Source organism: Streptomyces sp. NPDC002176 (genome assembly GCF_044903645.1).
Lineage (GTDB): Bacteria > Actinomycetota > Actinomycetes > Streptomycetales > Streptomycetaceae > Streptomyces.
Map to the genome: position 1 here is coordinate 62460 of NZ_JBJDQW010000004.1, position 26252 is coordinate 88711.

22 protein-coding genes and 2 pseudogenes are annotated in these 26252 nt (G+C 70.7%); 15 read left to right on the forward strand and 9 right to left on the reverse strand.

Annotation, left to right across the window (positions count from 1 at the left end):
• Window positions 1–43 precede the first annotated feature (43 nt).
• The 8 genes and pseudogenes from ACI2LY_RS19440 (at window position 44) to ACI2LY_RS19475 (ending at window position 10563) form a co-directional block, all read left to right on the forward strand.
• Complete coding sequence (locus ACI2LY_RS19440; RefSeq protein WP_404708225.1) at window positions 44–2632, forward strand: Pls/PosA family non-ribosomal peptide synthetase; 2589 nt, start codon at window positions 44–46, stop codon at window positions 2630–2632.
• An 11-nt stretch (window positions 2633–2643) separates the two neighbouring features.
• Window positions 2644–5871 (forward strand): annotated as a pseudogene (locus ACI2LY_RS19445) (amino acid adenylation domain-containing protein); the annotation flags it as partial.
• 44 nt (window positions 5872–5915) lie between these two features.
• Window positions 5916–6920, forward strand: a complete 1005-nt coding sequence (locus ACI2LY_RS19450) for a TauD/TfdA family dioxygenase (RefSeq protein ID WP_404708226.1) — start codon at window positions 5916–5918, stop codon at window positions 6918–6920.
• Window positions 6917–7984 (forward strand): 2,3-diaminopropionate biosynthesis protein SbnB, encoded by a 1068-nt coding sequence (gene sbnB / locus ACI2LY_RS19455; RefSeq protein ID WP_393915090.1) that lies wholly within the window; start codon window positions 6917–6919, stop codon window positions 7982–7984. The genes ACI2LY_RS19450 and sbnB overlap by 4 nt, the downstream gene beginning before the upstream one ends.
• A 35-nt stretch (window positions 7985–8019) precedes the next feature.
• Window positions 8020–9048, forward strand: a complete 1029-nt coding sequence (gene sbnA, locus ACI2LY_RS19460) for a 2,3-diaminopropionate biosynthesis protein SbnA (RefSeq protein WP_404708227.1) — start codon at window positions 8020–8022, stop codon at window positions 9046–9048.
• Between the two features lie 130 nt (window positions 9049–9178).
• The gene (locus tag ACI2LY_RS19465; RefSeq protein WP_404708228.1) at window positions 9179–9595 is read left to right on the forward strand and encodes a phage holin family protein; all 417 of its coding nucleotides are present in this window, start codon (window positions 9179–9181) and stop codon (window positions 9593–9595) included.
• The gene (locus tag ACI2LY_RS19470; protein ID WP_404708229.1) at window positions 9592–9975 is read left to right on the forward strand and encodes a DUF3618 domain-containing protein; all 384 of its coding nucleotides are present in this window, start codon (window positions 9592–9594) and stop codon (window positions 9973–9975) included. The genes ACI2LY_RS19465 and ACI2LY_RS19470 overlap by 4 nt, the downstream gene beginning before the upstream one ends.
• 183 nt (window positions 9976–10158) lie before the next feature.
• Window positions 10159–10563, forward strand: coding sequence for an ATP-binding protein (locus ACI2LY_RS19475; RefSeq protein ID WP_388997727.1), 405 nt, complete (start codon window positions 10159–10161; stop codon window positions 10561–10563).
• Between the two features lie 7 nt (window positions 10564–10570).
• Here ACI2LY_RS19475 and ACI2LY_RS19480 read toward each other — a convergent pair whose 3' ends face one another.
• On the reverse strand, window positions 10571–11983 hold the full coding sequence (locus tag ACI2LY_RS19480) for a sugar porter family MFS transporter (RefSeq protein WP_404708230.1): 1413 nt from the start codon (window positions 11981–11983) through the stop codon (window positions 10571–10573).
• A 94-nt stretch (window positions 11984–12077) separates the two neighbouring features.
• Window positions 12078–12692: a hypothetical protein gene (locus ACI2LY_RS19485; protein WP_404708231.1), complete on the reverse strand. Its 615-nt coding sequence runs from the start codon at window positions 12690–12692 to the stop codon at window positions 12078–12080.
• 373 nt (window positions 12693–13065) lie between these two features.
• Between ACI2LY_RS19485 and ACI2LY_RS19490 the strand changes: the two genes are divergently transcribed.
• On the forward strand, window positions 13066–13512 hold the full coding sequence (locus ACI2LY_RS19490) for a hypothetical protein (protein ID WP_404708232.1): 447 nt from the start codon (window positions 13066–13068) through the stop codon (window positions 13510–13512).
• A gap of 69 nt (window positions 13513–13581) precedes the next feature.
• Here ACI2LY_RS19490 and ACI2LY_RS19495 read toward each other — a convergent pair whose 3' ends face one another.
• The 3 genes and pseudogenes from ACI2LY_RS19495 to proP form a co-directional block, all read right to left on the reverse strand.
• Window positions 13582–14793 carry a beta-1,3-glucanase family protein gene (locus ACI2LY_RS19495; protein WP_404708233.1) on the reverse strand — a complete coding sequence of 404 codons (1212 nt, stop codon included), beginning with the start codon at window positions 14791–14793 and terminating at the stop codon, window positions 13582–13584.
• Between the two features lie 101 nt (window positions 14794–14894).
• Window positions 14895–15764, reverse strand: a pseudogene (locus tag ACI2LY_RS19500) (family 16 glycosylhydrolase); the annotation flags it as partial.
• Between the two features lie 376 nt (window positions 15765–16140).
• On the reverse strand, window positions 16141–17622 hold the full coding sequence (gene proP, locus ACI2LY_RS19505) for a glycine betaine/L-proline transporter ProP (RefSeq protein WP_404708234.1): 1482 nt from the start codon (window positions 17620–17622) through the stop codon (window positions 16141–16143).
• A gap of 335 nt (window positions 17623–17957) precedes the next feature.
• Here proP and mgrA point away from each other — a divergent pair, with 335 nt between their 5' ends.
• From mgrA to ACI2LY_RS19535, 6 genes are all read left to right on the forward strand, one after another.
• Window positions 17958–19004: an L-glyceraldehyde 3-phosphate reductase gene (gene mgrA, locus ACI2LY_RS19510; protein WP_404708235.1), complete on the forward strand. Its 1047-nt coding sequence runs from the start codon at window positions 17958–17960 to the stop codon at window positions 19002–19004.
• Between the two features lie 123 nt (window positions 19005–19127).
• On the forward strand, window positions 19128–19613 hold the full coding sequence (locus ACI2LY_RS19515; RefSeq protein WP_404708236.1) for a cation:proton antiporter regulatory subunit: 486 nt from the start codon (window positions 19128–19130) through the stop codon (window positions 19611–19613).
• A gap of 5 nt (window positions 19614–19618) precedes the next feature.
• Window positions 19619–20854 carry a cation:proton antiporter gene (locus ACI2LY_RS19520; protein WP_393915100.1) on the forward strand — a complete coding sequence of 412 codons (1236 nt, stop codon included), beginning with the start codon at window positions 19619–19621 and terminating at the stop codon, window positions 20852–20854.
• A gap of 60 nt (window positions 20855–20914) precedes the next feature.
• Window positions 20915–21553, forward strand: coding sequence for a DedA family protein (locus ACI2LY_RS19525; RefSeq protein ID WP_404708237.1), 639 nt, complete (start codon window positions 20915–20917; stop codon window positions 21551–21553).
• Window positions 21554–21638: 85 nt separating this feature from the next.
• On the forward strand, window positions 21639–21812 hold the full coding sequence (locus ACI2LY_RS19530; RefSeq protein ID WP_388997755.1) for a CsbD family protein: 174 nt from the start codon (window positions 21639–21641) through the stop codon (window positions 21810–21812).
• A 272-nt stretch (window positions 21813–22084) separates the two neighbouring features.
• Entirely contained in the window at window positions 22085–22504 is a 420-nt protein-coding gene (locus ACI2LY_RS19535; protein WP_404708238.1) for an ATP-binding protein, read from the forward strand.
• Between the two features lie 11 nt (window positions 22505–22515).
• Here the strand turns inward: ACI2LY_RS19535 and ACI2LY_RS19540 are convergent, their stop codons facing one another.
• The 4 genes from ACI2LY_RS19540 to ACI2LY_RS19555 all read right to left on the reverse strand — a co-directional run bounded on the left by ACI2LY_RS19540 (window position 22516) and on the right by ACI2LY_RS19555 (window position 26142).
• Complete coding sequence (locus ACI2LY_RS19540) at window positions 22516–23541, reverse strand: MASE1 domain-containing protein (RefSeq protein WP_404708239.1); 1026 nt, start codon at window positions 23539–23541, stop codon at window positions 22516–22518.
• A 48-nt stretch (window positions 23542–23589) separates the two neighbouring features.
• Entirely contained in the window at window positions 23590–24447 is an 858-nt protein-coding gene (locus ACI2LY_RS19545) for a PP2C family protein-serine/threonine phosphatase (RefSeq protein WP_404708240.1), read from the reverse strand.
• A 105-nt stretch (window positions 24448–24552) separates the two neighbouring features.
• On the reverse strand, window positions 24553–24873 hold the full coding sequence (locus ACI2LY_RS19550) for a hypothetical protein (RefSeq protein ID WP_404708241.1): 321 nt from the start codon (window positions 24871–24873) through the stop codon (window positions 24553–24555).
• A gap of 60 nt (window positions 24874–24933) precedes the next feature.
• Complete coding sequence (locus ACI2LY_RS19555) at window positions 24934–26142, reverse strand: hypothetical protein (RefSeq protein ID WP_404708242.1); 1209 nt, start codon at window positions 26140–26142, stop codon at window positions 24934–24936.
• Window positions 26143–26252 lie beyond the last annotated feature (110 nt).

A 26252-nucleotide genomic window follows, 5' to 3' on the forward strand; every position in this document is an offset into this window, starting at 1 on the left:
ATCCAGACGTTCTCAGCGATCCAGACGTTCTCCAGGAGATCACATGGTGGAACAGTCCTCGGACGTCCATATAGAAGGAACGGACGAGCACACCCTCGTCGAGCCGCGCGGTACCGGCCCGGCGGTGGAGCGGACCGAAGCGCGGCTGGCGGATGCGCTGGCCGATGTCATGGGTGTGGAGAACGTTCCGGCCGACGCTCATTTCTTCGACGGCCTCGGTGCCAATTCCCTGGTCATGGCGCAGTTCTGCGCACGGGTCCGGAAGCGGGAGGATCTGCCGTCCCCGTCCATGAAGGACATCTACCGGTATCCCACGATCAGTGCCCTGGCGGCCGCTCTCGCGGAATCCGCCCCGGCCGATTCCCCGGCTTCTCTCTCCCCCGCCGCGCTCGTGCTGCCGCCGGAACCGGTGAGACGCGCGAGCACGCTTTCCCACACGCTGTGCGGCACGGCCCAGTTGCTGATCTTCCTGGGATATTCACTGGTCGCCGGTTTCGCGACGGCGGGCGGATACGAATGGGTCGCCGACGGTTCCGGTGTGGTGGACGTCTATCTGCGGTCCCTGCTGTTCGGCGGCATCGGATTCGTGGCCCTGTGCGCTTTTCCCGTCGTCGCCAAATGGCTGCTCGTCGGGCGCTGGAAACCCGGTGAATTCCCTGTGTGGGGCCTCTCGTACCTGCGTTTCTGGGTCGTCAAGGCGCTGCTGCACGCGAACCCGATGATCCTCTTCATCGGCAACCCCCTGTACGTGTTCTATCTGCGGGCGCTGGGCGCGCGGATCGGCAAGGGGGTGACGATCCTCTCCCACTCCGTACCGGTCTGCACGGACCTGCTGACGATCGGTTCCGGGACGGTCATCCGCAAGGACACGTTCTTCCTCGGCTACCGGGCGCACGCCGGGCTCATCCAGACCGGCCGGATCAGCATCGGCCGGGACGTGTACATCGGGGAGAAGACCGTCCTGGACATCGACACCTCGATGGGTGACGGCGCCCAGCTCGGGCACTCCTCGTCGCTGCACACCGGCCAGGCCGTCCCGGACGGCGAGCACCGGCACGGCTCCCCCGCGCAGGCGACCGACGTGGACTATCTGCGGGTCGCGCCCGCCCGCTGCGGCACCGCCCGCCGGGCCTGGTTCGGACTCGGCTCGCTGCTCCAGCTGTTCCTGCTGTACATCCCGCTGGGCGTGGGCGGCCTGTACATGCTGTTCAACGCGGTGCCCGCGGTCCGCAGACGGCTCGACCCCGAGACGGCGCTGCCCCTGGCGGAGCTGGTGACCGACGCGGTCGTCCTCTCCCTGAGCCTGTTCGTCGGCTTCGTGGTCCTGGGCCTGGTCCTGCTGTGCACCCTGCCCCGGCTGCTGAACCTGGTGGTCCCGGCGGACCGGGTGTTCCCGCTCTACGGGTTCCGGTACGCGGTGCACCGGGCGACGGCGCGGATGACGAACATCAAGTTCTTCGCCTGGCTCTTCGGGGACAGCTCGTACATCGTCAACTATCTGCGCGGCATCGGGTACGACCTCTCCCACGTCGAGCAGACCGGGTCGAACTTCGGCACCGAGCTGCAGCACGAGAGCCCGCTGCACGTCACCGTGGGCAGCGGCACGATGGTGGCCGACGGGCTCTCCGTGATCAACGCGGACTACTCGGCCACGTCGTTCCGGGTGTCGCGGGCGACGATCGGGGCGCGCAATTTCCTGGGCAACAACATCGCCTATCCCATCGGCGGCCGGACCGGCGAGAACTGTCTGCTGGCGACGAAGGTGATGGTGCCGCTCGACGGGGAGATCCGCGAGGGCGTCGGGCTGCTCGGCTCGCCGTGCTTCGAGATCCCCAGGTCGGTGGAGCGCGACGCCCGGTTCGACGACCTCAGGACCGGGGAGACGCTGAGCCGGAGACTCTCCGCGAAGAATCGTTTCAACCTGCGCTCGATGGCCTTCATGCTCTTCGTGCGCTGGCTGCACGTCCTCGGGCTCACGATGCTGGCACTGGCTACGGTGGAGCTGTACGGCGTGCTCGGGCACGTGGTGATCGCGACCTACATGGCGCTGACGCTGGCCCTGTCCACGCTCTACTACGTGCTGCTGGAGCGCTGCCTGACCCGCTTCCGCCGCCTGCGCCCCATGCTGTGCTCCATCTACGACCCGGCCTTCTGGGCGCAGGAGCGCCTGTGGAAGGTGCCGGACCGACACCTGAACATCTACAACGGCACCCCCTTCAAGGCCCTCGTCTGGCGCCTGATGGGTGTCCGCGTCGGCCGCCGGGTGTTCGACGACGGCTGCTACATGACGGACCGCACGCTCGCCGTCATCGGCGACGACTGCACCCTGAACGCAGGGAGCAAGGTCCAGTGCCACTCGCAGGAGGACGGCACCTTCAAGTCCGACATCAGCACGCTCGGCGCGGGCTGCACCCTGGGCGTCGCCTCGCATGTGCACTACGGCGTGACGATGGGCGACGGCGCGCGGCTGGCGCCGGACTCCTTCCTCATGAAGGGCGAGGAGGTCCCCGCGCACGCGCGCTGGGGCGGCAACCCCGCCGTGGAGATGCCGGAGGCCGCGGTCCTGCCCGCCGGTACCGGCCGCAGGACCCCACCGTCCGTCGACAGCGCCGCCACGGCGTCCGTGAATTGAGGGAGCATCCGATGGGAACGCGTGTGCAGGCGGACCGGGAGTTCTGGAGCGGCGTGCTGACCGCCGGCGGATTCACCGCGGTACCGCGCTGGGCCGAGGTGCCGGTCGCCGGTACGGCCGAGCACGAGGTGCCGGTGCCGGGGTCCGTGGGCTTGTCGGCGCGACGGCTCGGGGTTCCGGTGGAGGCGCTGCTGCTGGCCGCGCACGCCAAGGTGCTGTCCGCCCTCTCCGGCGAGCAGGACGTGGTGACGGGGTACGCGGCGGACGCGGACGGCGAGCCCCTGCCCTGCCGACTCACCGTCTCCCCCGGCACCTGGCGCGAGCTGCTCTCGGAGGCCCGGCGCGCGCACGAACAGGTGCTCGCGCACCGGGACTTCCCCCTGACGGACCTGCGGCGCGAACTGGGCGTGACCGAACCTTCGTACGAGGTGGTGTTCGGTCCTCTGGAGCCGCTGACAGGTGACCGCGTCCTCCATGTGCACTGGTCCGAGGCCGAGGGGCGCCTGGTCCTGCGGTACCGGACGGACGTCCTGGACACCGGGAGCGCGGACCGGATCGCCGGGTACCACCTGCGGGCGCTGGAGCTGATGGCGGCCGACCTCGACGCGGAGCACACGGCTCAGAACCTGCTGTCGGACCAGGAGCGGCACGAGCAGCTGGAGGGCCTGGCCGGACCCGTGCGGGAGTTGCCGGACGCGAGGGCGCACGAACTGTTCGAGCGGCGCGCACGGCAGCACCCGGACGCGGTGGCGGCGGTGCACGGCGGCCGGGAGTGGACGTACGGCGAGCTGAACCGCCGGGCCAACCGGCTGGCGCGGGCGCTGGTGGCGCGCGGGGTGGGCCGGGAGGACGTGGTGGCCGTGGTCACCGAGCGGAATCTCGACTGGCCCGCCGCGACGCTGGCCGTGTTCAAGGCGGGCGGCGTCTACCTGCCGATCGAGCCGCACTTCCCGCCCGGCCGTATCGCGGCGACCCTCTCCCGGGCCGGGTGCCGACTGGTGCTGACCGAGTCGGGCAGCACCGCCACGCTCGACCGGGCGCTGGCCGATGTCCCCGGCACCGAGCGGCTGCTCATCGAGGACGCGTACGCGGAAGGCCACGCCGACGACGACCTCGGTGTCACGGTGGACCCCGGGCAGCTGGCCTACATCTACTTCACCTCCGGCTCCACGGGCGAGCCGAAGGGCGCGATGTGCGAGCACGCGGGGATGCTCAACCACCTCTTCGCCAAGATCGACGACCTGGGGGTCGGCGAGGGCGGGGTGGTGGCGCAGACGGCACCGCAGTGCTTCGACATCTCGCTGTGGCAGCTGATCTCCGGGCTGCTGGTGGGCGGGCGGACGCTGCTGGTGGAGCAGGACGTGCTGATGGACGTGGAGCGGTTCGCCGACACCCTCGTGGACGGCCGGGTCGGCGTCGCCCAGCTCGTGCCCTCCTATCTGGAGGTCCTGGTCTCCTACCTGGAGCGGCACCCGCGTGACTTCCCGGACCTGCGCTTCGTGTCCGTGACCGGTGAGGCGCTCAAACCGGAACTGACGCAGCGCTGGTTCGCAGTGCAGCCCGGCATCAGGCTGGTCAACGCCTATGGCCTGACCGAGACGTCGGACGACACCAACCACGAGATCATCGACAGGGCGTGCGAACGCGTCCTGCTGGGGCGTGCGGTGAACAACGTGCGCGTCCTGGTCGTCGACGAGCGCCTCGAACTGGTGCCGCTGGGCGCGCCGGGGCTGATCGCCTTCTCCGGGGTCTGTGTGGGCCGGGGGTACGTCAATGATCCGGAGCGGACCCGTGAGGCGTACCGGGAGGACCCGTTCCGGCCGGGTGAGCGGCTCTACCTGGGCGGCGACTGGGGGCGCTGGCATCCCGGCGGCAAGCTGGAGTTCCTGGGGCGCCGGGACAACCAGGTCAAGATCCGGGGCTTCCGCATCGAGATCGGCGAGATCGAGAACACCCTGCTGCGGGTTCCCGGGGTGCGGGACGGCGCGGTCGTCGTGGCCGAACGGGCCGGGCAGGGGCAGCAGTTGGCCGCCTTCTACGCGGGGCGCGAGCTGCCCGTGGAGGTGCTGCGCGAGGCGCTCGGTGCCGGACTGCCGGAGTACATGGTGCCCGCCCACTTCCACTGGCGGTCGGCGCTGCCGCTGACGGCCAACGGCAAGATCGACCGGAAGGCGCTCACCGCGCTGGCCGAACGGGCCGCCCCCGCGGCGGTGGACGGCACCGGGGGCCGGGAGCCGCGTACCCCGGCCGAGCGGAGGCTCGCGGCCGCCTGGGCGGTGCTGCTCGGCGTGCCCGAGGAGCGGATCGGCCGCGAGGACCACTTCTTCGACTCCGGCGGCACCTCCCTGACGGCGGTGAAGCTGACCATCGCGCTGGACCGCGCGGTGTCGCTGAAGGACATCACCCGCAACCCGGTCCTCGCCGATCTGGCCGCCCTCCTGGACGGCGCGGCCCGGCAGAGCGGGGAGCTGCTCCAGCCGTTGGCGGAGGCGGACGGGACGCCGGAGTGCGCGCTCGTGTGCTTCCCGTACGCGGGCGGCAACGCGGTCAACTTCCAGCCGATGGCCAGTGCGCTGGCGGGCGGCGGGATGTCGGTGCTCGCGGTGGACCTGCCGGGGCACGACCTGGCCGGGCGGCAGGAGCCGTTCGGTTCGATCACCGAGGTGGCCGAGCGGGTCGCGGCGGAGATCACGGCGCGTGGTCTGACGCGGGTCATGCTGTGGGGCCACTCGTCCGGCGCAGCGCCGGCCGTGGAGACGGCCCGCAGGCTCCAGGAGCGCGGGGTGGAGGTGGCGCGGCTGTTCCTCGGCGCGCAGTTGCTCGGCACCGCCGCCGAGCGGCACGCCGCCGTGGAGGCGCTGTCGGTCCGCAGCGACGCCGAGATCGCCGCGCGGCTGGCCGACGAAGGTGGTTATGTCGAGCTGGCGGAGCTGACCGCGCGGCACGCCGAGCGAGTCGGCGCCGCGTACCGGCACGACTGCCTCTCCGCACACCGGTACTTCTGCGAGGCCCTGAAGAACCCACCGGCGGTGCGGCTGTCGGCCCCGGTGTCGGTGGTGGTGGCCGCCGACGACCCGTACACGGCCGGGTACACCGGGGCCCACCGGGACTGGCTGCTGCTGGCCGACCGGGTGGACCTGCACGAACTCCCCGACGGCGGGCACTACTTCCCGCGCCTGCGCCCCACCGAGGCGGCGAAGGCCGTACTGGCCGCCGCCGAACCGCTGGCCTCCTCCTGACCCCTCCCCCAGCCCAGTGACGGGCGACCGAAAGGACAACCGAGATGTCGACCTCATCCCTGTCGGCCCGGCTCGATGTGGAGCTGCGGCCGGGCAGACCGCCGGTGGCCCGCATCGACACCCCGGCCGATGTGCCCGCATGGGCGGCGCGGTACCGCGACACGCTGCGCGCCCAGGTCGCCGAGCACGGGTCGCTGCTGGTCCGGGGCCTGGGGCTGCGGGACCCGGAGCAGGTCGGTGCCGTGTTCGCGCAGCTGACCGGCGGTCTGATGACCGAGCGGGAGTCCTTCGCACCGCGCGAGACCTACGGCTCCGGTGTGTACGAGTCCACGACCTGGCCCGCCAACCAGCCCATGTGCATGCACCACGAGCTGAGTTACACCCAGGAGCCCCCCGGTCTGATGCTGTTCGCCTGCCTGACCGCGCCCGAGGACGGCGGGGCGACGGCGGTCGCGGACGCGACGGAGGTGCTGCGGGAGCTGCCCCCCGAGGTGCGAGAGCGCTTCGAGCGGACGGGCTGGCTGCTCACCCGGTCGTACAACGACGAGATCGGGGCGTCCCTGGAGGAGTCGTTCGGGACCGCCGACCGCGCCGGGGTGGAGAGCTACTGCCGGGCGCACGGCATCGACTTCACCTGGCAGCCGGACGGTTCCCTGCGGACCGCGCAGCGGCGTCCGGCCGTGGTCCGGCACCCCGTGACGGGTGAGGCGTGCTGGTTCAACCAGATCGCCTTCCTCAACGAGTGGACGCTCGCCCCCGAGGTGCGCGAGTACCTGGTGGACATCTACGGCGCGGACGGCCTGCCGTTCAACACCCGTTTCGGGGACGGCACGCCGATCGGCGAGGACGTCGTCGAGCTGCTCAACGCGACGTACGAGAAGCACACCCGGCGCGAGCCGTGGCAGGCCGGTGACCTGCTGCTGGTCGACAACGTGCGCACCGCGCACAGCAGGGAGCCCTACACCGGGGACAGGCAGGTGCTGGTCGGCATGGCCGAGCCGCGCCGACTGGACGCCGGTGCCACGAACCCGGAGGCGAGGACGCGATGACCGACCTGTTGCCCACCCCCGCGCGGCCCGCCGCACCCGATCCGGCCTCGCCGACGTTCGCGGTGATCTCCGGTGAGCAGGTGCAGAAGGCCCTCACCGGGCGCGAGAAGGAGATCACGGACCTGGTCGAGGCGACCTACCGGTTGCACGGCGCCGGGGACTCGGTGAACCCGCCGTCCTACTTCCTGCGGTTCCCCGACCGGCCCAGCTCGCGGATCATCGCGCTGCCCGCCTCGGTCGGCGGGTCCGTGGGGGTCGACGGCATGAAGTGGATCTCCAGCTTCCCGGACAACGTCCGGTCGGGGCTCCCCCGCGCGTCGGCGGTGCTGATCCTCAACGACCCTACGACGGGCTACCCGTTCGCCTGTCTGGAGAGCTCCATCATCAGCGCGACCCGGACGGCCGCGTCGGCCGCGCTGGCCGCCGACTGGTTCAGCCGCAACCGGCCCCGCCCGACCCGCGTCGGGTTCTTCGGCACCGGTCTGATCGCCCGCTACATCCACACCTTCCTCGCGGGCACCGGCTGGGAGTTCGAGACGGTCGGGGTGCACGACCTGGCCGCCGACAGCGCCGCCGGGTTCTGCGACTACCTGCGGCAGAGCGGGACGGGCGCCGAGGTCACCGTCCACGACAGCGCGGCGGACCTGATCCGCTCCAGCGACCTGGTCGTCTTCGCCACGGTCGCGGGCCAGCCGCACGTCACCGACGCCTCGCTGTTCGCCCACAACCCCCTGGTCCTGCACGTCTCGTTGCGCGACCTCGCCCCGGAAGTCCTGCTGGCGTCGGCGAACTTCGTCGACGACGTCGAGCACTGCCTGAAGGCCGACACCTCCCCGCACCTGGTCGAACAGCGCACCGGGAACCGGGACTTCCTCAACGGCACGCTCAACGACGTGATGCTCGGCCGGGCCGCCCCGCCGCCCGACCGGCCGATCGTCTTCTCGCCGTTCGGCCTCGGCGTCCTCGACCTCGCCGTCGGCAAGTACGTCTACGACGAGACGGCCGCCGCGGGAAACCTCGGCCTCATCGACAACTTCTTCCACGACCTGCGCCGGTACGGCTGAGAGCGCTGCCCTTCCCCGGTACCAGGAGGCCCACCGTGCCCGTCATATCCGCTCCCCATGACTTCAACGAAGGCCATCTCTTCGTCGACCTCAAGTCGATCTTCGGATGTCCCCTCTACCTGAAGTGCGAGGGCTTCAACTTCGCCGGCTCCATCAAGCTGAAGGCCGCGAACGAGATGGTGGAGAGCGCCGAGCGGGAGGGCATTCTCAAGCCGGACTCCGTCATCGTCGAGTCCTCGTCCGGGAACCTCGGCGTGGCGCTCAGCATGATCGCCGCGAGCAAGGGCTACAAGTTCCTGTGCGTGACCGACTCGCGCTGCAACCTGTCGACCCGGCTGCTGATGGAGGCCCTCGGCAGCAAGGTGCACATCGTCGCCGACCTGGACGAGAACGGCGGGTTCCTCGGCACCCGGATCGAGTACGTCCGCTCGCTGTGCGCCTCCGACGACCGGTACGTGTGGCTCAGCCAGTACACCAACCCCGGAAACTGGCAGGCGCACTACCGCACGACGGCGCGGCAGATCGCCCGTCAGTTCCCGGGCCTGGACGTGCTGTTCGTCGGCACGGGCACCGCCGGGACGCTGATGGGGTGCGCCCGCTACTTCCGGCAGTGGCACCGGCCGGTGCGCATCATCGCGGTGGACAGCGTGGGCTCGGTCGCGTTCGGCGGGGAGCCCGGCCGCCGGATGATCCCCGGCCTCGGGATGAGCATGCGGCCGCCGCTGCTGGACGAGTCCTACGTCAACGAGGTGATCCGGGTGGAGGAGGCGGACACCATCCGGGCCTGCCACCAGATGGCCCGGCGCGGCTTCCTCTTCGGCGGGTCGACCGGCACGGTGGTCAGCGGCGCGACCGAGTGGCTGGCCCGCCACGACACCCGCGACATGACGGCGGTGGCCATCGCGCCGGACCTCGGCGAGCGCTACCTCGACACCGTCTACCAGACCAACTGGCTGCAGGACCTGTTCGGCGACGAGATCCTCGCCCCGAGCGGCCCGGCCACCACCACCTTCCCGACGGACGAACCGACGCCCCGCGAAGCGGACCGCTGGCCACAGCCGTAACACGTCACCCACCTGCCTCGTCCATACCGGTGCCTTCGGTGTGAGGGCCCTGTGGATCAAGGTCCGGACAGGCGTCCTCACGCGTATGCGGGGCATCCGGTTCTCCGGATACGCAGGAGGGGTGATGGTCATGTTCGAGCCCGACCGTGAGCAAGCGGTGGCCCGGGACGAGCCGGTCGGCGAACTGGTGCAACGCGCCTCGCAGCAGCTCACCGAGCTGGTGCGCGGCGAACTCCGCCTCGCGCAGGCGGAGATGAAGGAGAAGGGCAAGCGGTACGGCAAGGGCGGCGGGCTCTTCGGAGGCGCCGGCCTGGTCGGTTTCCTCACGCTCCAGGCCCTGGTGGCCACAGCGATCGCCGGTCTTGCCGTGGCGCTGCCGGTGTGGGCCGCGGCGCTCATCGTCACCGGTGTCCTCGGCGTGGTCACGGCGGTGCTCGCCCTGACCGGCAAGAAGGAGGTCGGCATGGCCGCCCCGCCCGCGCCGGAGCAGACCATCGACAGTGTGAAGGCCGATGTGGCCGAGATCAAGGAGAGTGCCAAGCGATGACACAGCAGCCGTTCGAGGAGTCCTCCTCCGCGAGCCCGCAGGAGCTGCGTGAGCAGGTCGAGCGGACCCGCCACGAGCTCGGGGAGACCGTGGAGGCGCTCACCGACAAGGCCGACGTCAAGGCCCGCGCCCAGGAGAAGGCGGCCGCGCTCAAGGTGCAGACCGCCGAGACCGCGCAGAAGCTGGCGGAGAAGGTGCCGGACCCGGTCAAGGAGAAGGCGGCCACGGCGGCCACCCAGGTCCGGGCCAAGGCCGTGCAGGCCGAGCAGCTCTGGCAGGACCGGGCTCCCGAGCAGGTCCGCGACAAGCGCAAGCTGATCGCCGCCGGTGCGGTCGCGGTCGTCGCACTGACGCTCCTGGCCCGCCGGAAGCGCCGCTGACGCGCCCCCGCGGCCTCGAACGGGCCCCGGCCGAGCGGACTTCCGCCTCGGCCGGGGCCCGTTCCGTCGTCCGGACCCGCTCGCCCGTCGTCACGCGGACGTTGGTCACGAAGTCAAGGATTCCGTCGGGGTGCGGGGGCGATCGCGGGGAAGGCGGGTGTCATGAGCGTGGACGAATCTTCTGTGAGCGCGTCTTCCCTGCGGGCCGTGGGATGGGCGCGATCGTTGCCCGTCAGCAGCGGGGTGAAGGTGGCGCGGGACTGGACCAGAGAACATCTGGAGACCCTGGAGTGGGCGCGGAGCGCGCCGGAGACGGTGGACGCGGTGCTGCTGACCGTGTCCGAGCTGGTCACCAACGCGCATGTGCACGCCCAGGCGACCGCGCAGCTCGTGCTGACCTGGGACAGCGAGTGCCTGCACGTCACCGTGCACGACGCCTCGCCGCAGTTGCCCGAGCAGCGCAGTCCGAGCAGCGTGGCGACCGGCGGCCGGGGCATGCTGCTGGTGGACGCTCTGGCCGACAGCTGGGGTGCGTACGCGTGCCCGCGCGGCAAGGAGGTCACGGCCTGCTTCCGTCCCTCGCGCTGAGGGCCGTTCAGGAGCGGGCGAAGTCGTCGGGCTGGAACTCGTGGTTCTTCAGGTGCCGTTCGATGTCCTCGAGGCTGTGCCCGGTGAGTTCCGGCATCTTCCACCACACGAACAGCCACGCGGCGACGTTGAAGAAGGCGTAGATCCAGAACACCTGGCCCACACCGAAGGCGCTGATCATGGTGAGCAGGGTCAGAGTGATCAGCAGGTTGGTGCTCCACAGGGTGGCCGACTGGACGCTGGTGGCGGCGGCCCGCACGGAGAGCGGGTAGATCTCGGAGCCGGTGAGCCAGCCCATCAGCTGGAGGCCGCCCGCGTTGAAGAACATGAACGCCAGCAGGCAGGCCACGATGGCCGGGACGTAGGCGCGGCCATCATGGCCGGTGATGTAGAAGCCGCCCAGGACGAAAAGGCTGAGCGCGGCGCCGGGCACCATGACGAGGGTGAGCCTGCGGCGGCCGACTTTGTCCACGATCCACAGGCCCACGATCATCATCACCAGGTAGACCACGCCCAGGGCCACGCTGACCCGGAGTGCGTCGGCGCGGGGGAAGCCGTTGTCGGTGAGGATGGTCGGCGCGTAGTAGATGATCATCTCAATGCCGGACAGCTGGGTGAAGACGGCGATGCCGCAGCCCACGACCAGCGCCGGACGCACCCACGCCTGCCGCAGCCCGCGCCAGCCCTGATGGCTCCGGTCGGTGCGCTGCTGACGGCGGGCCAGGGCGGTGATCTCGTCCAGCTCGGTGCGGATGTCGTACCCCTTCGGGCGTACCTCCTTCAGCACCTCCTCCGCGCCTTCCACGTCGCCCTTGCGCAGGATGAGCCACCGGGGGCTCTCGGGCAGTCGCAGCTGGCCGAGCAGCATCAGCAGCGCCGGTGCGGCGGCCGCGCCGATCGACACCCGCCAGGACACGGCCTCGCTGGCGCCGACGATGGTGGCGATGACGATGCCGACGCCGATCGCGAGCTGGAAGCAGAGCACCAGCCGCCCGCGGATCGACTTGGGGGCCAGCTCGGCGACATACATCGGCACGGTCTGGGTGGCGCCGCCGACCGCGAAGCCCAGCAGCACGCGGGCGAGGGCCAGGCCGACCGCGTTGGGGGCGACCGCGCAGGTCAGGCTGCCCGCGATGAACACACAGCAGATCAGCAGGATCGTGCGGTGCCGCCCGAAGCGCTCGCACAGCAGGCTGCAGCTCAGGGAGCCGATGACCGCGCCCAGCAGGATTCCGGCGGCGATGGTCTCCTTTATGGTGTTCCCGATGTGGAACTCCTCGGAGATCTGGAGCAGCGCGCCGGAGATGATGCCCGTGTCGTAGCCGTACAGCAGACCGCTGATCGCGGACACCACGGCCGCCATCAGCATGTGCCCGTTCAGCCCGTTGGTGCGGGGCGCCTGGCCCGCGGCTTGCGTCATGGTTCCTCCGAGGCGACGTCGACCATTCCCGCCGCTCGAAACCGTACGTCGCGGGGCGCCCGGCGCCCGGACGGCTCGCTTCAGGACGATCCGGTCAGCCGCACACCAGCCTTTCGGCCTCGGCACTCGCCGGGGACAGCTTCTCGTCGATCCCGCACCTGACGAGATCTCCGTACGTCACGGGCGACCAGGTGGCCAGGGTGCCGCGTATCGGAGCCGTACCCGGAGCATCGCAGTGGTACGCGAAGGACGCCTCGTAGGTGGTGACACCGACGTCGTAGAACAGGACGCCCGAGGACTTTCCGAAGGAGGTCTCCTGCACTCGGTCCGCGCCGAGGGTGAAGTCCGTTCCCGCGTCGGCCAGTTCCGCACCGGTCTTCTTCTCGAGCGCCGCCACGGCGGCCTGCGGGCTCAGGGCCCCCTCGGGCGGTGCGGGTGTCACCCCCGCGTGGAGCGAGCGAACGGGCACCGCCTCGAAGGACACGCGCACGCGCGCACCGTCCCGTACGTCGAAGCGCCGGGCGTCCGACACCCCGGCCAGCACCTGCCTCTTCACCACGGTCCCCCAGTGGAACGTTCCGTGCGGGCAGGCCCGGCCGGACGGTGCGGCCACGGCGCTCGAGGAACGCTCCGGCGCGGTATCGGCCGCACAGCCGCCCCCGGCCAGCACGACGGCGACCGCGACCACCCCTCGAAACCCACGCTTCATCCTCGACAGCCCCTCCCCTTGATCCAGAAGCGACAGTCTTCACGCCCCTCTCCCCCGCCCTCGCACCGGGCTGCCCGACAGCGTCAACTGGTCACCTGGGTGGGGTGGTTGTGGGGCACGGGAGGTGCCGGGGGTGCGGGAGTCGTTCAGTCGGGTTTGCGGAGCGGATTTCTGGTGGTGTCTGCTGAAACGGTTCTTGGTGCGAAGACCCGTTCGGCGCTGTACAGGTACGCCCCCGGTGCGCCCCGCGCGGGGCCGAATGACCGGATTCGCCCTTCAGGCGCAGCTCATCCCCTCGGCACGATGGATCAAGCCTCCGGGACTGCCGCCGTCCAGGCGACAGCCGGAGTGCGGGACCAGGGGGAATTCCAGCATGAGCATGCGCAAAGTCCTCGCCGTGGCGGCGGCCGCCGTGGCGCTGGCGGGAAGCCAGTTACTGACCGGCAGCGCGTCGGCGGCGGGCGGTGCCCAGGGGCAGATCGACAGCTACCTGGCCGCCCACCCCGGCGAGAAGCAGCTCGCGGCGGACCAGGCGACGATGCCCGGCGGCACGGTGACCTTCGCCGCGTCCGGCACGGCCGCCATCAGCTGTAGCTCCGGCCACCTGTGCATCCAGGACGGGAACGGCAAGCGCTACGACTACTACTACTGCGGCTACTACGACTTCTACGGGATCGGGGACGGCTACTTCAACAACAGCCAGACGAGCGGCACCGTCGCCCGGTTCTACAACGAGAACGGCACCGAGCGCTGGAGCAGCCGCGCGCCGCAGAGCGGTACGGCGTCCTGGACGCCGGTCTGGCACATCCGTCCCTGCTGACCGACCGGGACCAAGCACACCGCTCCCCGCCTTGAGCCGAGGCGGGGAGCAGTGCTGTCACGGGGTGGATCAGAACGCCGTCAGCGTGAGCGTGAACCCGGAGGGCGCCGTGTCCTGGATGAAGGACGCGAAGTCGGCGACGTCGTCGAAGGCGAAGCCGTACGCCTTGCCGTCCTTGGTGGCCGCGTGGATGGCCTTGGAGTAGTGGTTGGTCAGCTCGCCCTGGTAGAAGGCGGCCGGGTCGGTGCTGGGCTGCGCGGTGTCGGTGAGCAGCGTCGAGCGGTTGAAGCCCGCGCCGAGGACGGCCGCGACGGGGCCGGTGGTGCCGTCGTTCGGGGCGGCGAGGTTGCCGTCGCAGAAGAGGACGTCACGGGTGGAGGGCTTGGCGAAGGACACCGAGGCCGGGCCGTCGAAGGTGAAGCGGTCGCCGCGGACCCGGCCGGTGAAGGTGCCCGCGTTCGTGGTGATCTTCAGGTCCTTGCCGGTGAAGGTGGACCACACCTCGTCGATGTACGGCGCGAAGTAGTCCTTGGCGAACAGCCCGGCGTCCAGGCCGTGGCCCGGCGCGATGATGCGCTTGTCGTCCACGACCAGCTTGGAGAACTCCGCGACCTCCTTGACCGCGGCGAACGCGGCGGCGCGGCCCCCGTCCCGGATGCTGCCGGTCGTCTGGTCCTTCTCGCCGGTGAGGCGGATGCTCATCGGCACGCTGAACATGTCGACCATCGTGGTGTTGCAGAACATGCCGGCGGCGTTGTACGTGAACTCCGCACAGTCGTGCAGCACACCGAAGTTGGGGTCGGACTCCACCCAGCCCGCCGGGAACTGCAGCGCCGCGTTGCCGTTGCCGTCGGTGACGGCCTTCATCTTCAGCTTGTCGCCGAGCGAGACGTAGATCCGGCCCGACATGAAGGGCAGGGACAGCTTGGTCTCGCCGCTGCCCGCGAGCGGTATCGCGTAGTCGGTGAAGCCGTCGGCGCCGTTGTCGGAGACGGCGATGGGCGCGAGGGTGCCGTCCTGCTTGAGGCGGACCTGCTTGCCGTCGACGTTGCCGACCACGTAGACGTTCACGGACCCGTTGCCGAACGAACCGCTGTTGTTGACGACGGTCACCGGCAGCGAACCCGACGCCGCGCGGGTCTTGTTGCCGCCGCTGTCACCCGGCTGGTCGGCGAGCGCGAAGGGCGCGATGGCGGCGGCCGCGGGGATGGCCACGGCCGCCCCACCCAGGGCGAACATCAGCTTGCGGCGGGTCAGGTTGCGCTGGTGACGAGGCGACATGCGGGTAACTCCTTGCAGTGGGGGACGCACCCGGCCGGAGCCGGGACAACACGGGGACGGTCAGGGGGCCGGGGACGACAACTCCCGGCCCTGGGACCTCAGTTCTGGGCGGAGACGTGGACGTAGTCCACGGTCATCGTCTGCGGGAAGGACGTACCGGCGTCCGGGCTGCCGGGCCAGTCACCGCCGACCGCGAGGTTGAGGATGACGAAGAAGGGGTGGTCGTAGACCCACTTGTTGCCGTTCACGTCGGCCGGGGTGCGGGTCTGGTAGTTCTGGCCGTCCACGGACCAGGTGATGCCGGACGGGCTCCAGTCGACCGCGAAGGTGTGGAAGTCGTCGGCGAACGGCTTGCCGTCGGGCAGGTTGTACGCGGCGCCGATACCGCCCGCGCCGGAGTAGCCGGGCCCGTGGATGGTGCCGTGGACCGTGCCGGGCTCCTTGCCGACGTTCTCCATGATGTCGATCTCGCCGCTGTTCGGCCAGCCCGCGCTGCCGAGGTCGTCGCCCAGCATCCAGAAGGCCGGCCAGATGCCCTGGCCGCGCGGGATCTTGATCCGGGCCTCGAAGTGGCCGTACTTCTGCGTGAACGTCTGCGCTGTGTTCAGCCGGGCGGAGGTGAACTGACAGGGCCCGTTCCAGCAGTTCAGGTTGGGGTCGGTGTTCTTGCGGGCGGTGATGACCAGGTTGCCGTTGCCGTCGAGGGCGGCGTTGTCGGTGCTGTTCGTGTAGTACTGCAGCTCGTGGTTGCCGTTGCCGCCGCCGCCCGTCTCCAGGGTCCAGCGGGAGCTGTCCGGCGCGCTGCCCGCGGCGCCGTCGAAGTCGTCGGACCAGCTGAAGGCCGCCGGGGCCGCGTCGGCGCGGTGCGCGCCGGGGCCCGTGGTGTTGAGGAGCACACCGGCGGCGAGCGCGGCGGCACTTCCGCAGATCAGACCGCGGTAGGACCAGCGGCGTAAACGATGACCAGCCATGAGAGGAACACACCCTGTTCTCTGTGGGGGGGGACGTACAGGCACGCCCGCGACCGTGGGGGACGGGACGAACGCCGGAAGAGCACACCGCACACACCGGACCCTGGGTCTGAGAGCGCTCTCACGTAACCGGCGAGCACCTCCGGCAGGCCCCGACCATACGCCTCGGTCCCACCGGCTCCAACCACCCCGGCGACCTCTCAAATCGCCCATGAGCAACGGGTATCTGAACAAACGACAGCCTCACCGGGCGGTGTTTAAGCCTCGATTAACCTCCTCTTAAGTCCCGGCCGAGGAACCGGAGCCGACGTCCTGACATGCGAAGACCCCCCGTCGCCACAGGGGCGACGAGGGGTCTCGCGTGGGTCTCGGGAAGCTAGCCCCGGTCCCCCGCCGAGGGTTCCTTCGCGAGGGCGTACAGCTCCTTGGACGTCGTGATCAGCTCATGCCGCTCCTCGTTGGAGCCGACCATCGGCTGGGAGCCGCGCAGCGGGACCTGGGCGCTCTCGGGGAGGAACTTCACCGTGATCAGTCCGATGACACCGGCCAGCATCAGGTAGTACGCGGGCATCAGGTCGTCGCCGGTGACGTCGACCAGCGCGGCGGTCACCAGCGGGGTCGTACCGCCGAAGGCGGCGACGGCGAAGTTGAAGCCGATGCCCATGGCCGCGTAGCGGACGGCGGTCGGGAACAGGGCGGGCAGCGTGGCCGCGCTCGGCGCGGCGAAGAAGGCCAGCAGGGTGGCCAGGATCAGCACGCCGAGGATCGGCGCCCAGGTGCCCTCCGCCTTGATCAGCAGGAACGCCGGGATCGCCAGCACGATCATCGCGGCGGCGGCCCAGCCGTACAGCGGGCGCCTGCCGACCCGGTCGCTGAGCCGTCCCAGGAAGGTGATCAGGATGACGATCCACACCATGCCCATGAGCACCAGCAGATCGGCCGAACTGCTGGACCGGTGCAATGTCTCGGTCTGGTACGTCGGCAGATAGCCGGTGACCATGTAATTGGTGACGTTGTACAGCAGCACCAGGCCCATACAGATGAGCAGCGCGGGCCAGTGGTTCTTGATGATGTCCTTGAACTCACTGCCCGCCGACTCCTGGGCGAGGCTCTTCTCGTGCTCGTCCATCTGCTGCTGGAACGCCGGGGACTCCTCCAGCTTCAGCCGCATGTAGAGGCCGATCACGCCGAGCGGGCCCGCGACCAGGAACGGGATGCGCCAGCCCCAGGAGAGCATCTCGGCATCCGACAGCAGCAGGTTCAGCACGGTGACCAGGGCGGAGCCCAGCGCGTAGCCGACGAAGGTGCCGAAGTCGAGCCAGCTGGAGAGGAAGCCGCGCCGCCGGTCGGGTGAGTACTCGGCGACGAAGGTGGTCGCGCCGCCGTACTCGCCGCCGGTGGAGAAGCCCTGCACCATGCGGGCGACGAGCAGCAGGATGGGTGCCGCGATGCCGATGGTGGCGTAACTGGGGATGACGCCGATGGCGAAGGTACCGATGGCCATCATGATCATCGTGGTGGCCAGTACCTTCTGCCGCCCGAGCCGGTCGCCGAGCGGTCCGAAGACCAGTCCGCCGAGCGGGCGTACCACGAAGGCGGCGGCGAAGGTGGCGAAGGAGGACACCACCTGGGCGGCCGGGGAGGCGCCGGGGAAGAACACCTTGCCGAGGGTGGCGGCGAGATAGCTGTAGACGCCGAAGTCGAACCACTCCATGCAGTTGCCGAGCGCCGAGGCGCCGACGGCCCGCTTGAGCAGTGGGGATTCGACGACCTGGACGTCGTCCTTGCGGAAGGCGCCCCGATTACGCCTCAGTCTGCGGGTCAGCTCCTCGCGGACCTGGTGAGGAAGGTCCGTCACGGCCTTGGAGGTCTTCCTCTTTATGCCTGAGGGCCGCTCTCCGTCGGACAGAGCATCGCTCACTGCCGCTCCCTTCGCCGTCGGTGTCACCGGATGGGTTCTTATCCGGCCGCACCGGGCATCAGCCCCGTGTCCCATCCTGCTGCCCAACGCCGCACACGTCACACCGGCCACGTGCACATGGGCGAATGCCGAGGTCAGCGGCGGGTGGATTAAGAAACAAGGCAGCTCAATCCGATGCCGTACGACGGTTGGACTTCGCGGGGCCGAGAGCGCAGGGTGGATCAGCCCCGCTTGAAGGGGGCACCCCTACGGCATCACCCGGAGATCACCCGATGAACCACGTCGCGGACCCCGCTCGTTACGACGGCACCATGCGCTACCGGCGCACCGGCCGCTCGGGGCTCGACCTGCCCCTGCTGTCGCTGGGCTACTGGCACAACTTCGGCGACGACCGGCCCTTCGAGACCCAGCGCGAGATCGCGCTGCGCGCCTTCGACCTGGGGATCACGCACCACGACCTGGCGAACAACTACGGCCCGCCCTACGGCTCGGCGGAGATCAACTTCGGCCGGCTGATGAAGCAGGACCTCGCGCCCTACCGGGACGAGCTGGTGGTCTCCACCAAGGCGGGCTGGGACATGTGGCCCGGCCCCTACGGTCAGGGGGGTGGCTCGCGCAAATATGTGCTGGCATCCCTGGACCAGTCGCTGAAGCGTATGGGCCTGGACTATGTGGACATCTTCTACTCCCACCGGCTGGACGCGAGCACGCCGCTGGAGGAGACGATGGGCGCGCTCGACACCGCCGTACGCCAGGGCAAGGCGCTCTATGTCGGCATCTCCTCCTACGACGCCGAGCGCACCCGGCAGGCCGCGGCCATCCTGCGCGAGCTGGGCACGCCAATGCTGATCCACCAGCCGTCGTACAACATGCTCAACCGCTGGATCGAGACCGAGGGCCTGCTGGACGCGGCCGAGGAGGAGGGCTTCGGCGTCATCGGCTTCACCGCGCTGGCCCAGGGCCTGCTGACGGGCCGCTACCTGGACGGCGTGCCCGAGGACTCGCGGGCGGCGGCTGGTACGTCCTTCGACCAGTCCTGGCTGACCGAGGACATGCGCGGGCGGCTGCGCGCCCTGAACGACATCGCGGCCCGGCGCGGGCAGTCCCTGGCCCAGATGGCGCTGGCCTGGGCGCTGCGCGACGAGCGGGTGACCTCGCTGGTGATCGGCGCCTCGCGCACCGAGCAGCTGGAGCAGAACGTGGCGGCCCTTACGAACCTGGAGTTCAGCGTCGAAGAGCTGGCCGAGATCGACAAGTACGCCACGGACGGCGGGGTCGACCTGTGGGCCGACGCCCGGCAGGGCAACCTCGGCGGCTGAGCGGCGTACCGAGCATGACGTGACCCCCCTGAACGACCGCTTTCCGTGTGGCCATGCACCGTCAAGCTAGGGTGTAGGTAATGGTTGCACCAAGAAACAGTCAAAAGAGTCAGGGGGGTTGCCATGGGCACCGCACGCACGAGTAGGACGCCGTTGCCGGGCATCGGCGTCCGGTACGACCTCACCACCCGCGAACACCGCCTTCTCTCGGTGGTGGCCCACCGCGACGGGTCACGGACGCTGAGCGCCTACCGCGAGGACGATCCCGACGCGTGCGCGTCGTCGGTGCAGTTGACCGGCGGGGAGGCGGAGGCGGTCGCCGGGGCGCTCATGCCGACGCACCAGAGCCCCAGCCTGCTCTGGACGACCGAGCTGGGCCTGGTGGCCGAACGCATCTCGTTGTCCTCCACCTCGCACTGGAACGGACGGCTGCTCGGCGACACCCGGATGCGCACCGAGACCGGCGTGTCGATCGTGGCGGTGCTCCGCCGCGCCGACGCCATCCCCTCCCCCGGTCCGGGCTTCCGGCTCGCGGGCGGTGACACGCTCATCGTGATCGGCACCCGCGAGGGCGTCGACGCGGCCGCCGCGATCCTCGGCCGGGAGTGATCCGGATGCATTCCTCCGCGGTCTTCCTCATCGAGTTCGGCGCCATCATCCTGGCCCTCGGCCTGCTCGGCAGGCTCGCCGCCCGGCTCAGGTTCTCCCCCATCCCGCTGTATCTGCTCGCCGGTCTGGCCTTCGGCGAGGGCGGGCTGCTCCCGCTGGGCGCCAGCGAGGAGTTCGTGGCGATCGGCGCCGAGATCGGCGTGATCCTGCTGCTGCTCATGCTGGGCCTGGAGTACACCGCCGGTGACCTGGTCTCCAACCTGAAGACGCAGTACCCGGCCGGTCTGGTCGACTTCGCGCTCAACGCGGTGCCGGGCGCCGTGATGGCGCTGCTGCTGGGCTGGGGTCCCATCGCCGCCGTGGTCCTGGCGGGCATCACCTGGATCTCGTCCTCCGGCGTGATCGCCAAGGTCCTGGGCGACCTGGGCCGGATCGGCAACCGGGAGACCCCGGTGATCCTCAGCATCCTGGTGCTGGAGGACCTGTCGATGGCGGTCTACCTCCCGCTGGTCACCGCGCTGCTGGCCGGTACGGGGTTCGTGGCGGGCGGCATCACGCTCGCCATCGCGCTCGGCGTGGCCGGTCTGGTGCTGCTGCTGGCGGTGCGCTTCGGCCGGGTCATCTCCCGCTTCGTCTCCAGCGACGACCCGGAGAAGCTGCTGCTGGTCGTGCTGGGCCTCACCCTGCTGGTGGCCGGGCTCGCCCAGCAGCTGCAGGTCTCGGCGGCGGTCGGCGCCTTCCTGGTGGGCATCGCGCTGTCCGGCGAGGTCGCCGAGGGCGCGCACAATCTGCTGGCGCCGCTGCGGGACCTGTTCGCGGCCGTGTTCTTCGTGTTCTTCGGGCTGCACACCGACCCGGCGAGCATCCCGCCGGTGCTGCTGCCCGCGCTCGCCCTGGCGGTCGTCACCGCGCTCACCAAGATCGCCACGGGTTACTGGGCGGCACGGCGCGCCGGGGTCTCGGTGCGGGGCCGCTGGCGGGCGGGCGGCACGCTGGTGGCTCGCGGTGAGTTCTCGGTGGTCATCGCCGGTCTCGCGGTCACCTCCGGCATCGACTCCCGCCTCGGCCCGCTGGCCACGGCGTACGTGCTGATCCTGGTGGTCGTCGGCCCGCTGACCGCGCGCTACACCGACCAGATCGCGATGGGGATCGCCAAGTGGCGCCGGGCCCGTACGACGCCCGTCGAGGAGCCGGTCACGGCCCCGGCGGTGCGCGACCAGGACGCGGTCGGCCGCCCCTGAGACGGTCCTTCCCGCAGGTCACGACGGGGTGGGGAGTGCGGCGCGGCGTACCGTGATGCCATGCCGCCTCCCCTGCCCGGCCCGCTGGCGCCGCTGGCCCCGCTGCTCGGCCAGTACGGCTACTGGGCCGTCGGCGCGATCATCTTCCTGGAGGACTTCGGGGTGCCCGCGCCGGGCGAGACGATCCTGCTGGCCGCGGGGGTCTACGCGGGCGCGGGCCAGCTGAACATCGTCGCCGTGGCGGGCATCGCCTTCGCGGCCGCGGTGATCGGGGACAACGTCGGCTACGTGATCGGCCGTACCGGTGGCCGGGCGTTCGTGGAGCGCTGGGGCAAGTACGTCCTGTTGACACCGAAGCGCTTCGAGGTCGCGGAGGCGTTCTTCCAGCGCCACGGCGGCAAGATCGTCACGGTGGCCCGGTTCGTGGAGGGTCTCCGCCAGGCCAACGGGATCATCGCGGGCACCACCGGGATGGCCTGGCACCGTTTCCTGGCCTTCAACGCGCTCGGCGCGGTCCTCTGGGTGGGCCTCTGGTCCACGCTGGCCTATGTGGCGGGCAACCACATCACGACCGTGTACGACGAGATCGTCCGCTACCAGCGTTATGTGCTCGTCGGCGCCGGAATTCTGGTGGCGGCCCTGGTGGTACGGCATCTTGTGCGGCGCAGACGAGTGAACCGGACCGGCGAGGGGCCATAAATTCAGGCTTTTCTGGTTTGGGTGACGGCGGTGGGGATATCCGGATGTCGACCACGCACCGAAAACGTTGGGATGTGAATACCCCATGGCTGGTGACCAGAAGGGCAAGGCCAAGGCGGAGCAGCTCAAGGGCAAGGTCAAGGAGACCATGGGCAAGGCCGTCGGGAACGAGCGCATGGAAGCCGAAGGCCGCGTCGAAGGCGCGAAGGGCGACGCCCGCCAGGCCAAGGAAAAGGCGAAGGACACGTTCAAACACTGAGTCGGTGCGAAGCCGTACCCAGGGCGGGCCCGGAAATCCCATGGTGGATTTCCGGGCCCGCCGTTCTGTGCGCGGCCCCTCGCGCATCCGTCCTCCCGCATCGGCCCTCACACATCCGTCTCACACATCCGGGGGATTCACGGATCAGCGCCCCTTGATCGGCGATACAGGGGGTAGCCGGGTCAGAGAAGGGACGATCCTCCGTGATCGCACGAAGGGGCCCTGAACCGGCCACCACGGGAGAAGGGCGATTCCGCATGGACCTCCCCCTCATGGCAGACACGATGACCCGGACCGCGCCGGACGTGCCGCGCTACTGCCGCGACTGGGACGCCGACACCGCGTCCCTCCCGGAGGCCAGGAACGCGGTCGCCGACCTGCTGGCGCGGGTCCGCCCCACGCCGTCGGCGCGTACGGTGCAGGACGCGCAGCTGGTCGCCAGTGAGCTGGTCACCAATGCCCTCAAGCACGCGCCGGGACCGTTCACGCTGCGGCTGGAGGTGGTGCCGGACCCGGCCGCGCTGCGGATCAGCGTCACGGACGCCTCGCCCGAACCGCCCCGGCACCGGCCGCCGGACCCGGAGCGGGTGGGCGGGCACGGGCTGCGGCTGGTGGGCCTGCTCTGCGGCGCCCTGGAGGTCGTCCCGCTGGGCCGCGGCAAGCGGGTCACCGCCACCGTCGCCCTCCCCTGAGTTCCATCAGCTCAGCGGCCGGGCGGGGGACGCGCGTCGTCGCCGGGCCCCAGCAGGGGTTCGTCGGTCTCGGGGGCCGGGCGGGGCGGCGGGGCTTCACCAGCGGTGAGGTGTTCCAGCACCTCGACCAGTTCCTCGCACGCCCGCTTCACGGACCGCCGGGTGTGCCGCTGCTCGCTGATCACCGCGGACAGCAGCAGCGCGGTCAGCGCCATGGTGCCGTTGAATCCTTGGAGCTTGGCCATGATCTCGACGCGGCTCAGCCCCTGGAAGGCACCGGCCCCGTCGTTCGCGGCGACGGCGGCCAGCACCGAGGTGGCCAGCGCGCAGAGCATGGAGCCGACCAGCTCGAAGCGCAGCGCACCCCAGATGATCAGCGGGTAGACCAGGAACAGCAGGCTGAAGTGGCTGAACACGGCGGGCGGTACGACGCAGGCGGCCACCACGGCCAGCGCGGCGGCCTCCCGCCAGCGGGCCCGGGGCAGCGGCCCCTCGGCATGGCTCAGCAGCAGCAGGAACGGGGTGACGAGCAGGACGCCCATGGCGTCGCCCACCCACCAGGCGAGCCACACCGTCCAGAAGGTGTGCGCGGGCATCCGGTCGGTGACGACCAGCAGGACGACCCCCAGCGTCGAGCTGATCAGCATGGCGCCCAGCGCGCCCAGGAACACCAGGGCGAGCCCGTCGCGCAGCCGTCGCAGATCGGTGCGGAACCCGGCCCGGCGCAGCAGCACCACCGCCACCAGCGGGGCCAGGGTGTTGCCGACGAGGTAGCCGAGCGAGTACAGCACCGGCGTGTCCAGCGACAGGACGATGAAGTACGCGCCGAGGGTGACGCCCGGCCAGTACCGCACCCCGAGGATGAGCAGGGCGGCGACGGCCACGCCGGTCGGCGGCCAGATGGGGGTGACGACGGCGCCGTCGACGGTGAGCTTGCAGAGCAGGCCGAGCCGGCCGGCCGCGAAGTAGCAGACCGCGACGGCCAGGACCAGGGCGGCATGGCCGCCCGGCCGACGCGCTTCTGGGAAGGCCACCACCCGGCAACTCTCACACCGGTGCGGCGGCCGGGGCGAGGCGAGCGGCGCCTATGGCCTAACGCGCGGCTGGGCGGGCGGGGGCGGGGTGCTCGGGCCGTCGTGTCCGACGACGAGGACGGCCGCGTCGTCGTCGTGGCCCACGCTTTCGGCGCCCTTGATCACGGCCGCGGCGAGCGCGTGCACCTTCAGACCGGCGACGGCGGCGATGCCCGCGAGGCGGACCACCTGGGCGAGGCCGTCCTCGACATGCAGCGAGGGGCCTTCCACCACGCCGTCGGTGAGCAGCACGAAGACACCGCCGGTCGAGAGCCGGTGCCGGGTGACGCGGTAGTCCATGCCGGGCTGGATGCCCAGCGGCGGGCCGCCCATGTCGTGGACGACGCCGGACTTGCCGTCGGCCGTGGCCCAGACGAAGGGGATGTGACCGGCCCGCGCGCTCTCCAGGACGCCCGTGACGGGGTCCAGCCGGAGGAAGGTGCAGGTGGCGAAAAGGTCGCTGCCGAGGGTGAGCAGCAGGTCGTTGGTGCGGGCGAGGAGTTCGCCGGGTTCGCTGGTGACGGAGGCGAGCGCGCGCAGCGCGGCCCGGACCTGGCCCATGAAGGCGGCGGCCTCGATGTTGTGGCCCTGGACGTCGCCGATGGTGAGGCCGATCCTGCCGTCCGGCATGGCGAAGGCGTCGTACCAGTCGCCGCCCACGTTGAGGCCCTGGTTGGCGGGGGCGTAGCGCACCGCGAGGTGGAGTCCGGGCCTGCTGGGCAGGTCGCGCGGGAGCATGCCGCGCTGGAGGGCGATGGCCAGTTCGACCTGGCTGCGCTGCTGTTCCGCGCGCTCACGCGCCTGGGCGGTGAGCGAGCCGAGTCTGGCGAGCAGCTCGTCGCTTTCGTCCGTGGAGCGCTTGCGGAACATCGTTCACTTCCGGTGGGCGGTGATCCTGGCGGGCCGTTGTCTGGATTTTACCCATTCGGACGCTTTCGGCGTCCGGGGCGGCCCGCCAGGAGCCGTCAGCAGCCGTCAGTGGACCTGGGAGTCGATGCCGGTGATCACGGCGGGCCCGAGCGGTGCGGAGTTCTCGTCCAGCCCTACGGTCCGCAGGGCCTCGTCCGCTAGGCGGCGGGCCTCCTGCTCGGCGTGCTTGTTGTTGTCGGCCTCGACGGTGAGGTGCAGGGTGAAGGTGCCGTCCTCGTTGACGTTGAGGGCGTCGAGGTCCTCCGCGCTGCCCAGGTCGGTGCCGTGCGGGTCGACGGGCCGCAGCGCTCGCCCGAGCCGTGCGCGGGTGTCGGCCTCGATGTCCGCGGTGAAGGTGCCGGGCACGGTGATCACGTAGGTCGTCATGGTCGTCCTTTCCTCGAAGCCCCCGCCTACCCGCTTTCCCGGCCTTCGCACCGGGGTGTGTCACAGGGGCGAGTGGACGAGCACCGTCACGTAGGCGCCGTACAGCACGGAGACGGTGGCGAGGGCACCGCCGATCAGGTAGGCGGCGGCGGGGCGGTCGCGCCAGGTGCGGGCGAGGGCGCGGGCGGCCGGGACGAGCAGCGGGAAGGCGGGCAGCAGGAAGCGGGGCTTGGAGGAGAACGAGCCGGAGCCGAAGACAACCAGCAGCACCAGGACGCCCGCGAAGACCACCAGGGCCAGCGGGGCGCGCTCCAGGCAGAGTAGTGCGAACAGGACGAGGCTGATCAGGACGAGGGCGAGGGCGACGGGATAGATGACCTGGCCGCCGTGCGCGAGCAGCGCGCCGACGAAGCGGGCGGCCCCGGCGCCGAAGTCGATACGGGAGCCCCAGGCGCCCTGTACGGCGAAGTAGCCGCCCGTGATGTCGCCGGTGCACCGGCCGACCCAGAGGACGTAGCCGAGCCAGCCGAGCGGGGCGAGCAGGGCGCCCGCCCACAGGCGGGGGGTGACCTGCCCGCGCCGTAGCCAGAGCTGCCGCGCGGCGGCGGCGATGACGGCGACCGCCACGGCGAAGCCGGTGGGCCGGGCGAGGCCCGCCGCCAGGGCGAGCGTGCCCGCCCAGAGCCAGCGGCCCCTGAGCACGCAGTACAGGGACCAGGCGGCCAGGGCGGCGAAGAGGGACTCGGTGTAGGCGATGGTCAGTTCCACCGCGTGCGGCAGCACGGCCCACAGGGCGACGAGGGCGGTGGCGGTGGCCCGCCCGTACAGCCGGTGTCCGATGAGGTAGACGCCGTACGCCGCGACGACGGCCGCGGTCCAGGCGATCAGCAGGGCCGCGGCCGCGGGGGCGAGCGGGAGGACGGCGGTGGTGGCCCGGATCAGGGCGGGGTAGAGCGGGAAGAACGCCCAGTCGCTCTGCACTCCCCCGGTGGGCGTGATCCAGATGAGGCGGCCGTAGCCGTGGGCGGCGATGTGGAGGTACCAGCGCGAGTCCCAGGAGTGGCCGAGGTTGCGCACCAGCGGGCGGTCGGCGAGCGCGTTGGTGGCGATCACGGCGGCGATCCCCGCCGTCCGGACCGCGGCGAACAGCGCGAGGGCGAGGAGGGCGCCGGACGGTGCGCGGTGGCGGACGATCCGGGGCAGCGCGCGGCGGCGCGGCGGGCCGAGGGCGGTGGCCGCTCCGGGCCGGGGTGCGGAAGACGTGATCACGCTCCGACCATGGTCACGGGGTGCGGGCGGTGCAATGCGGGGCCAGGGTGTCGCGCGCTCTTCCACCCTGATTCAGGAACGGCGGCTTCGGTGGACCCCCTGACAGGGGG

Coding starts and splice junctions, on each gene's coding strand:
- ACI2LY_RS19525 (WP_404708237.1), top strand. CDS start 20,915: ATGCCGCCTCCCCTGCCCGGCCCGCTGGCGCCGCTGGCCCCGCTGCTC.
- ACI2LY_RS19440 (WP_404708225.1), top strand. CDS start 44: ATGGTGGAACAGTCCTCGGACGTCCATATAGAAGGAACGGACGAGCAC.
- ACI2LY_RS19495 (WP_404708233.1), bottom strand. CDS start 14,793: ATGTCGCCTCGTCACCAGCGCAACCTGACCCGCCGCAAGCTGATGTTC.
- ACI2LY_RS19490 (WP_404708232.1), top strand. CDS start 13,066: ATGAGCATGCGCAAAGTCCTCGCCGTGGCGGCGGCCGCCGTGGCGCTG.
- ACI2LY_RS19550 (WP_404708241.1), bottom strand. CDS start 24,873: ATGACGACCTACGTGATCACCGTGCCCGGCACCTTCACCGCGGACATC.
- mgrA (WP_404708235.1), top strand. CDS start 17,958: ATGAACCACGTCGCGGACCCCGCTCGTTACGACGGCACCATGCGCTAC.
- ACI2LY_RS19530 (WP_388997755.1), top strand. CDS start 21,639: ATGGCTGGTGACCAGAAGGGCAAGGCCAAGGCGGAGCAGCTCAAGGGC.
- ACI2LY_RS19515 (WP_404708236.1), top strand. CDS start 19,128: ATGGGCACCGCACGCACGAGTAGGACGCCGTTGCCGGGCATCGGCGTC.
- sbnB (WP_393915090.1), top strand. CDS start 6,917: ATGACCGACCTGTTGCCCACCCCCGCGCGGCCCGCCGCACCCGATCCG.
- ACI2LY_RS19480 (WP_404708230.1), bottom strand. CDS start 11,983: ATGACGCAAGCCGCGGGCCAGGCGCCCCGCACCAACGGGCTGAACGGG.
- ACI2LY_RS19465 (WP_404708228.1), top strand. CDS start 9,179: ATGTTCGAGCCCGACCGTGAGCAAGCGGTGGCCCGGGACGAGCCGGTC.
- ACI2LY_RS19545 (WP_404708240.1), bottom strand. CDS start 24,447: ATGTTCCGCAAGCGCTCCACGGACGAAAGCGACGAGCTGCTCGCCAGA.
- ACI2LY_RS19535 (WP_404708238.1), top strand. CDS start 22,085: ATGGCAGACACGATGACCCGGACCGCGCCGGACGTGCCGCGCTACTGC.
- ACI2LY_RS19520 (WP_393915100.1), top strand. CDS start 19,619: ATGCATTCCTCCGCGGTCTTCCTCATCGAGTTCGGCGCCATCATCCTG.
- ACI2LY_RS19450 (WP_404708226.1), top strand. CDS start 5,916: ATGTCGACCTCATCCCTGTCGGCCCGGCTCGATGTGGAGCTGCGGCCG.
- ACI2LY_RS19470 (WP_404708229.1), top strand. CDS start 9,592: ATGACACAGCAGCCGTTCGAGGAGTCCTCCTCCGCGAGCCCGCAGGAG.
- ACI2LY_RS19485 (WP_404708231.1), bottom strand. CDS start 12,692: ATGAAGCGTGGGTTTCGAGGGGTGGTCGCGGTCGCCGTCGTGCTGGCC.